The organism is Stieleria tagensis (assembly GCF_024129865.1).
Lineage (GTDB): Bacteria > Planctomycetota > Planctomycetia > Pirellulales > Pirellulaceae > Stieleria > Stieleria tagensis.
Genome location: NZ_JAMYFE010000167.1, coordinates 1 through 8,325, shown reverse-complemented (window position 1 = coordinate 8,325; position 8,325 = coordinate 1). Strand labels below are relative to the sequence as shown.

The 8,325-nt window shown below is 57.3% G+C and carries 6 protein-coding genes; 5 read left to right on the top strand and 1 reads right to left on the bottom strand.

The window, feature by feature from the left end; genetic code table 11:
* Nucleotides 1–533: 533 nt before the first annotated feature.
* On the bottom strand, nucleotides 534–2,903 hold the full coding sequence (locus NHH03_RS27340; protein WP_253161538.1) for a serine/threonine-protein kinase: 2,370 nt from the start codon (nucleotides 2,901–2,903) through the stop codon (nucleotides 534–536).
* 443 nt (nucleotides 2,904–3,346) lie between these two features.
* Between NHH03_RS27340 and NHH03_RS27335 the strand changes: the two genes are divergently transcribed.
* The 5 genes from NHH03_RS27335 (at nucleotide 3,347) to NHH03_RS27315 (ending at nucleotide 8,191) form a co-directional block, all read left to right on the top strand.
* Entirely contained in the window at nucleotides 3,347–3,541 is a 195-nt protein-coding gene (locus NHH03_RS27335; RefSeq protein ID WP_253161537.1) for a hypothetical protein, read from the top strand.
* A 211-nt stretch (nucleotides 3,542–3,752) separates the two neighbouring features.
* Nucleotides 3,753–4,559 carry a hypothetical protein gene (locus tag NHH03_RS27330; protein WP_253161536.1) on the top strand — a complete coding sequence of 269 codons (807 nt, stop codon included), beginning with the start codon at nucleotides 3,753–3,755 and terminating at the stop codon, nucleotides 4,557–4,559.
* A 118-nt stretch (nucleotides 4,560–4,677) separates the two neighbouring features.
* Nucleotides 4,678–5,307: a hypothetical protein gene (locus NHH03_RS27325; protein WP_253161535.1), complete on the top strand. Its 630-nt coding sequence runs from the start codon at nucleotides 4,678–4,680 to the stop codon at nucleotides 5,305–5,307.
* Nucleotides 5,304–7,565 carry a serine/threonine-protein kinase gene (locus NHH03_RS27320; RefSeq protein WP_253161534.1) on the top strand — a complete coding sequence of 754 codons (2,262 nt, stop codon included), beginning with the start codon at nucleotides 5,304–5,306 and terminating at the stop codon, nucleotides 7,563–7,565. The genes NHH03_RS27325 and NHH03_RS27320 overlap by 4 nt, the downstream gene beginning before the upstream one ends.
* On the top strand, nucleotides 7,562–8,191 hold the full coding sequence (locus NHH03_RS27315; protein ID WP_253161533.1) for a hypothetical protein: 630 nt from the start codon (nucleotides 7,562–7,564) through the stop codon (nucleotides 8,189–8,191). Before NHH03_RS27320 ends, NHH03_RS27315 begins: the two co-directional genes overlap by 4 nt.
* The last annotated feature ends 134 nt before the right edge of the window (nucleotides 8,192–8,325 follow it).

Genomic DNA, 8,325 nt, shown 5'->3' with positions numbered 1-8,325 from the left:
GGCCACGGTTCAGATTCCCCGCCTTTCCCGGGGACAGACCCCGTACCTTCCCGGGGACAGACCCCGGATCCCCAACCGATTGCCCCATTCGGGTTGGATTCGGGGTCTGTCCCCCAGCGGTTGATTTCCCAGGCTGACTGAACCCTGGCGGGATCAGCTACATTTCATTTCCCCCGTAGCTGGACCGGCCACGGTTCAGATTCCCCCACCTCCCCCGGGGACAGACCCCGGATCCCCAACCGATTGCCCCATTCGGGTTGGATTCGGGGTCTGTCCCCCAGCGGTTGATTTCCCAGGCTGACTGAACCCTGGCGGGATCAGCTACGTTTCACACTCCCCCGTAGCTGGACCGGCCACGGTTCAGATTCCCCGCCGTCCCCGGGGACAGACCCCGGATCCTCGACCGATTGCCCCATTCCGGTTGGATTCGGGGTCTGTCCCCCAGCGGTTGATTTCCCAGGCCGGACTGAACCCTGGCGGGATCAGCTACGTTTTTGCCCAGGGCGTGAATTTGAAGGGGGGGCGGTTGCCGCTTAGGGGCGGTCCGAAAGTTTCATCACGACCGAGACGACGGTCTGCGGATTCGCGGGGTCAAGTGTGATTCGGTTGGCCATCCATCCCTGCTCACGATTGACGATTTGACGTGATTCGAAATCGGCAAGAAAAGGTGACAGTTCGGGGATGATCGTGGTCACATCCAGGTCTCGTTTTTTGACTTCGACACCTTCACTGGGGTCATCACTGACCCAGACCTGGCCGTTGGAATCCGTGATCATGATGGTCGCGGTGCTCTGTCCCACTCGGTCCAGAAACTGCACGATCTGGCTTAAGAAATCGGTTTCGACAACCACCATCCCAAAACACTCGCCCGACTGGTCGTCGAACACGGGGGTTGATGCGGTCAGCCGGACGGTGCGGCGAAACGTTTGTTGGTCACCCATTTGCAGCGCATCTGTCCGCTGGTCATCGGCCGGACGGTGTGCGGTCAACAACACGTCGCCTGGAGACAGGGCGATGGTGTTGTTGGCGAAGGCTTCCACCTGACCCGTTGTTAACCGACTGTGCGGAACCCGCCGAATGTAGCCGCTTTCGCTGGAACGGCGGGCGACGCGAACGACGTCCTCTGTCTGTTCGGCGGAAACAGCGGTGTAACTAGCGGAAAGATAATTGGGGTTGGCTCGCAACAGGCCTTCGAAAATGGTTTCCAAGCGTTCCTGCCAAATAGGTTCCCCTTCGCCGCTGCTGGATTGCGTACCACGCGCATCGATGATGGCTTGGATGGGCGGCAGCGTCGACATGAACCGCGCATTTTGGATCAGCGCCACGGCGGTCGATTGCAATTGAATTTTGATTTCTGTGTCATAGGTGGCCAACCGGTCAAACTGGGCATTGTTGGCGGCAAGACGGTTTTGCCGCGCGGCAATGGCGAGTGTGACCAGAGTCACCGCGGCTACGATCAATCCGCCGCCGATGGCTTGTGAAAGCACCGAGTGATTGTTGATCCAGCGGCGGCCGCGCTGGACGAATGTTTCTTGATGCGCGGAAACCGGTTGGCCTGCCATCCATCGTTGAACGTCATCGGCGAGTGCCGAAGCGGATTGGTATCTCGCATACTGTTTACGCGCCATGGCTTTGCAACAGATCGCAGCCAACGCATGGTCGATTGTGGGATCAACTGCCAACGGATTGGGTGTCGGTTGGCTTGCGATAGCCGACAGCAGGCTTCGTCCGCGCGCGTCCGTTGCTCCGGCACGTGTGGTTTCGTGCGGCGCAACACCGGTCAGGATGGCAAACAGAATTCCGCCCAGCCCGTAAATGTCCGTTCGTTCGTCCAGTTCATCGATGCGTCCGGCGGCTTGCTCGGGCGCCATGTACATCGGGGTTCCCAGCACCTGACCTTGCATCGTGCTGTCATGGCCCATGGCATCAACGTCAAACTCGTTGCCCATCTCTTTGGTGTTGAGCTCGTCGATGACTTTCGCGATCCCCCAGTCAATCACGATGACCTGGCCAAAGCTGTCGATCGCAATGTTTTCTGGTTTCAGATCACGATGAATGACTTTGCGGGAGTGTGCGTGTCCGATCGCTTGACAGACGTTGACAAAGTCGGTCAGCAATTGCCGGATCAACATCGGGTCGTCATCGCCCTCTGTTTTTCGTTCGTGGTAAACGCCGATTGAATCGTGCAGCGTGCTCTTTCCCAAGAACCGCATGGCATAAAACGCTTGGCCGGATTGCTGGTCTGTTCCCAATTGATAGACCGGCACGATGCCCGGATGTTCCAGATGTCCGGTGATCTCTGCTTCGCGTCGAAACCGCTCCAGTGCCGCATCGTTGTCACGCCGCGCGATTTCTTTGATCGCCACGTGACGTTTCAAGTTTTCATCAAACGCCAACCAGACCCGCCCCAGTCCGCCTTGCCCGATTTTGCGCACCAATCGGTACCCTAGCATTGCGGTTCGCTTGGCTTCCGCATCGACCAAACTTGATGCAGCGGCCGCTTGGATCCCCATCAGCCGCGCGATTTTGCCCGACGGGTCGATGGATTCAAGGGTGTTGATGATCGCGCTTTCGCTAGCGGTTGCAGGACCACGGGAAACCTGGTCTTGGTTGGCCGCCAACCAAGCGGCGGCTTCCTTGGAGAGGTCTTGTTTGGCTGAATCATCCAGCAAACCTTGCGTCACCAAATGATCGCCCAACGCCACGCTGCCGTGAATGGTCCAACTGCTTAGTGATTCGGAAAGTTGTCGTTCGTTGAGTTTGCCGGAACGCAATGCCAAGGCAGCCAGAGCGATATCGGATTGCTCCCGCGAATGATCGTCAGCAGGATTCGAATCATCCGCCGCTTGTCCGGCCATGGTTTCCGCGAACTGAAGATCGGGCGTGGAAGATTTATCAGACATGGAATTGATTTCCGTCACGGCCGAAGCGACGCAGGAGAGAGTTGGATTTGAGAAACAAAGCACCGGAGACTGGCAAATCCTACGTCATCGACAACGTACCACCGGTATTAAATGGGTGGGCTCGAACGGCCATCGGATCGCTGGTGGCAGGCTGGATTTGCCAATTCGAAGGGCTGCAACGGCGACTTTCCGGGCCACGGGGAAAACAATTTCGAGAAAAATCAGTTCTTTCCCTAAGATCCCCCCATTTGGTTCGTTTTCAATTCTATGGGTGCGAACCAGACCTGGTTGGCGTTAGGATGGAAGTTGACGCGGTTGTCGATTGGCCGCCGCGTCTTATTTTTTGATTAGACCGCAGCAGCGATTTCCCACGACCCTGGGTAGCGATTTCATTTTCAAAAGCTGCGGTCGTCCGTTTTTGTTTTTAACCGAGGAAGCCTGCTGTGATTGCAGAAAACACGGTGATTCCAAACGATCAAGCGACGCGTTCGCACCGGCTAGACCAGCCGGCCGAAGCGCAGCCTGGTCGTGCGACTGCGAGTGATCTCCAAGCGTTGGCGGCGGAGATTTGCCGCGATGCTCAACAGGAACCGATTCATTACCTGGTGCGGAGCAATACGTCATACGACGGCGAGTGACACTCCGGGACTTTCGAATCGGAAACCCCATCCACCGCGGCCGAGCGCATTGACTCTCGGCCGCGGTTTTCTTTTGGAGTGACAGATTGGTCCGCCAAAATTTTCTGTTCTACCGCCCCAAGATTCGATTTCCTGTGCCGAACAAGAGGACGAAACCCGAGCCGATTTCCACCCCGGCTCCTGTCCATGTCACTTTTGGGGATTGAAATCCATGTTAAAGAAAGCCATCGTCGCCGGCGGCGCCGCTGCCCTTTTGTCCAGTATGGCCATCGGTGTTCCGTTGGCCAGTTACACCCGTTGCGGAGTCAGTTGGCTTCGCGATTCTGCGAGCGACTCGGTTCCCTTGGAATGGGAACTGAAACGGGCACGTCAAATGATCACCGATTTGAAACCGGAAATCAGCGACAATGCGCAGCGGATCGCCCGAGAAAAAATTCAAGTCGTGCGGCTTGAGAAACAGTTAAACGAGACGGAAACTCGGTTGGCCAAAGCGGAGGACGACATCCAGACGCTGACGTCCGATTTGGAAGGCGGCCAACAGCACTACACCTACGCGGGGCGGACCTACACCTCGGTGCAGGTCAAAGACGACCTGAAGAATCGCTTCAAGCGTTTTCAAACACGTCGGGCCACCGCTGACAAGCTGCAGCAAATGCTAACCGCTCGCGAATCATCGCTCTCGGCAGCTCAGCAACGAATGGAAGAAATGTTGAGTGCGCGTCGGCAGTTGGAAGTCGAAGTGGAGAACCTGCAAGCGCGTTTGGGTGCGCTGCGAGTCGCTCAGACGGCCAGCCAGCTGAATTTGGACGACAGTCATCTGTCCCAGACACGTCGTTTGCTCGATGAAATCGCAACCCGCATCGACGTCGAGGAGGAAACGATGAGTGTCGACGCCGAGTACTTTGGCGAGATCAATCTGGAGGAATCCAATGACGAAGACCTGCTGGAAGACATCGCAACCTATTTCGGCCAGGAACAAAGCCAATCCAAGGCGTTGGTTGCGATTCAGTTAAACTGAGGTGTTCGGCGTCGGGTCACCGCCGCCGCTTTGATTGACCACTGGCGAACGAATCGCCAGTTTTCACTGGCAGCCCATCAAAACACATCAATCGACACGCGTATTGACCATGAACCAAATGCTCCCACATCCCACCGATTCCACCTCCACCACAGCGTGGCGTTTGTGGATTGATCGTTGTGGTGGATTTGGGTTGGTGGTTGACGGCGCGGTCAGCTTGGGTGGCGCTCGGCCGAGCGGCGGTGCCACCGTTCAGGTACGTTCTGACTGGCGACGGCTGGAAGGCCGATTGACTCGCCGTAGCGGAGACTACTTTTGGTCCTCCCAGTCGGACGACGGTCAATTTTCAGCGGATGAACAACTGGTCCGATCGGGCAGTGAGCTACCAGTGGTTGGATCCGCCACGGTCCGACTGCATCAGCCTTCACCCCTATCGGGATCAGCGGTGCTGGCCTTGGACCCACCCCATCGTTTCGATTGTCACGTCGATCAAGTGTTATTGGTCGACCAAACGGTGTTGATTGGTCCCGACCCTGGCAACCATATCCGTTGTGTCGGGTTGGACGCCAATGCGGTACTGATTTTTCGAGATGGAATTTGGAAGGCCAAACAGAAACGCACTTCCAACGAGAACCGTCTCGGCCGGACGGGGCGCGGCACAGCCGCTGCGTCGCCGGCGTTCACCGAGTTGATCCCCGGGAAACGGATTTCAGTGGGTGAATTGGACATGGTGTTGGAACAGGCATGAATACTCTCGCCCCTGAACCTTGTAGTCTAGCCGGCGCAGAAATGAATAATGAATCAATCAAAGCGTCCGGCCAATCCTGTGACGTGTCCAATCGCCAGCGCCCGATCGGCCAGGGATTGGTGACCCGGTTGCGGCAACGATTCCAACGCGATGCGGCTGGGTCTGAAAGGTCACGTTCGGCGGCCGCGTCGGTTGGCGACGCAGCCAAGAAAACGGGTGACGACAGCCGAAACGGCGGTAAACTGTCAGGTGTGTGCGAAGAAACCACGCTCGGATCGTCCCCGCCCAAACGCGATATGTCGTTTACTTTTGTTCCCGGATCACAGCCCCTGCCGCCGTATACCATTCGACGTGGCGTCGGGACGGGTGGTTTCGGCGAAGTCTATTTTGCGGTCAGCCAAGCGGGGAAAGAGGTCGCGCTGAAACGAATTCAGCGCAACCTTGATATCGAACTGCGCGGTGTGTCCCAGTGCTTGAATCTAAAGCATCCCAATTTGGTGTCGTTATTCGATATCTGTCGCGACGCCGACGGCGGTTCTTGGGTCGTGATGGAATACGTTTCGGGCGAGAATCTGCGTGAGGTCTTGGACCAGCATCCCACGGGACTGGATGAATCGGTTGCCCGTCATTGGTTTGCCGGGATCGCCGCCGGTGTCGATCACTTGCACAGCGCCGGATTGGTGCACCGCGACTTGAAGCCCGGCAACGTGTTTGATGATCTGGGGATCGTCAAAGTCGGTGATTATGGGCTTAGCAAATACATTTCATCGTCCCAGCGCGGCGGGCACACCGAAAGTGTCGGCACGTTTCACTACATGGCCCCCGAAATCGGACGTGGGCAGTACGGTCGCGAGATCGACATCTATGCACTGGGAGTGATCCTGTACGAACTACTGACCGGGCAGGTTCCATTTGATGGTGAGAGTTGTCACGAAATCATCGTCAAACATTTGACGGCGTTACCGGATTTGAGCGCGGTTCCCTCGCCGTACCGCGAAACCATCGCCGCGGCGCTTCACAAAGACCCCCAGCAACGACCGGGATCGGTGTCACAAATGATCGCACCGCTAGGGTTAGCGGTGTCGGAAGCTGTGCCAATGCCGACGTTGACGACGAAATCGGCCAACACAGCGTCCACCAGCCACCCGCCACAGGCCGCGTTGTTGTCCGGCATGCGCGAACCCGTTGCCCGACAAACAATCGACGGTGCGACCGCGGGTCCACACCCGCTTCACCCGACTGCTCCGCTAACGCTGGATTCATCGGTCGACGAGCCCTTGTTGCGCGCCGTCCGGAGCTCGTTTGCCGATCTGAAATCCTGGTGGAATTCCTTGGAACAATCACCGCGATCTCGTTTCTGGATTGGGATGTTGGTTGCGTTCGTGTTGTTCGTCAACACACATTGGTTGTTGCCTGTCCTGTCAATCTTGGCGGCGGTCTATGTCCCGTATTACATCATTCGCCAAATGGTGTTGCATTCGAGCGAACAGCCGAGTTACGCCAAGGCGCATGAGATCGCGTCTCAGGCGGGGCCGCTTGGGAAACCCAATTCCAAGCACCAGTGGCGCAGCGAGGTCCGGCATAGTTTGCGGGCCAAACGCAATTTGGTTCGCATGGCGGAACTGAACACATCATGGATCGCATCGTCGCTGACGGTGTTGGCGATGGCGGTCGTTGCTGGCATCATTGGCTTGCGCAGCGGCGATGTTAGCCCTGTCAAATTGGCGCCGTACTTTTGGATGGGACTGGTCGTTCTTCTCGGGGCCCAAGGCATCTTGGGATTGGGCAAACTGTGGGAGCGTGATGAAGGCGAGGGGTTGCCGCGGCGTTTGGTGCTGGCTGGGATCGGTGTCGGCGTGGGACTCGCAGCCTATCTGTTGACTGAATTTTTCATGTTGTCCACACAGGTGGCCAAGAGTGACCTGCTAGGCGACAGTCTTCCGCAAGCCCTTTATTATCCCGACGGCCGTATCAAGGCGGCCGGCATGATGGCCCACTTTGCACTGCTGTTTGGTGCCATCCGGTGGTGGAAGATGGTTGATCCGCTGCGTCGCACCCGGCTGAGCCTGTGGAGTGTGGCGGTGATTGCAGTTGCCGCATGGGGCGTGCATCAGCTAGTCCCGGTGCCGCAACCGGTTGGATTGTTGGTCGCGGGTGGGTTGGCCATCGCGACACAAATGTCAGCCCCCTGGATCAACCCGCGATTGGTCCAACTGGTGCGACGATCGAATTCGCGTCGTGGTGAGGTTCAAGCATGAATACATTGTTCCCTTCGGCAGCGGCCTGTCTGATTGTCGCCTTGGTTGCATCGGCAAGCTACGCCGAATCAAACTCCGAATCAACTGAAACGATTGTGGCAGCAACGGCGGTCAATCCGTCCGCTGACACGTCCGACGAGGCTGAATTGTCGGTGGCTCCGCTGAGTCATACGGTTTATCCCGATGATCGTCCGTCTTGGATCGTCAGCGAACCCGATTTGAAATCAAGCGTTCACAGTTGGGTGGTGACCACCAGTGGTTGTGAATCCATCGAGCAATGCGAAGCCGAATTGGAAGCGCTCAAGCAAGCGGCTGTCGCGTTGTACATTCGCGAGACGACCGGTTGGGTTTGTGATCACGATTTCTTGGATCAACAGTGGATCGATGACGAATTGGTGCAGCGACGCTACGTGGGGGATTTCAAACAGGGCGATCGAGACTTGCATGAAATGGCAGTCGAATTGCAGTTTGACGCCAACAGTCGCGAAAAGATTCGATTGGCGCACCAAAACCAGGAAGTCGGCGAGCGGCTGCGTGCCAGTGGCGGTTTGTTCGGTCTCGCACTGGTCGGATTGTGCTGCACCGGTGGATTGTTGAGTGTCTTCAGCCGCCGCTATGCCACCTAGCACGCGCGTCAGCACGCGACTGATTCCCTGTGGTCGCTGAGACGCCCGACCGTGCCCGCGAGCGCGCTGAGAAGTGGTGTTTTCGCGTAGGGCATTGGTTTTGGTAACCCGATGCGTCAGTTTTGAAGTTGCGC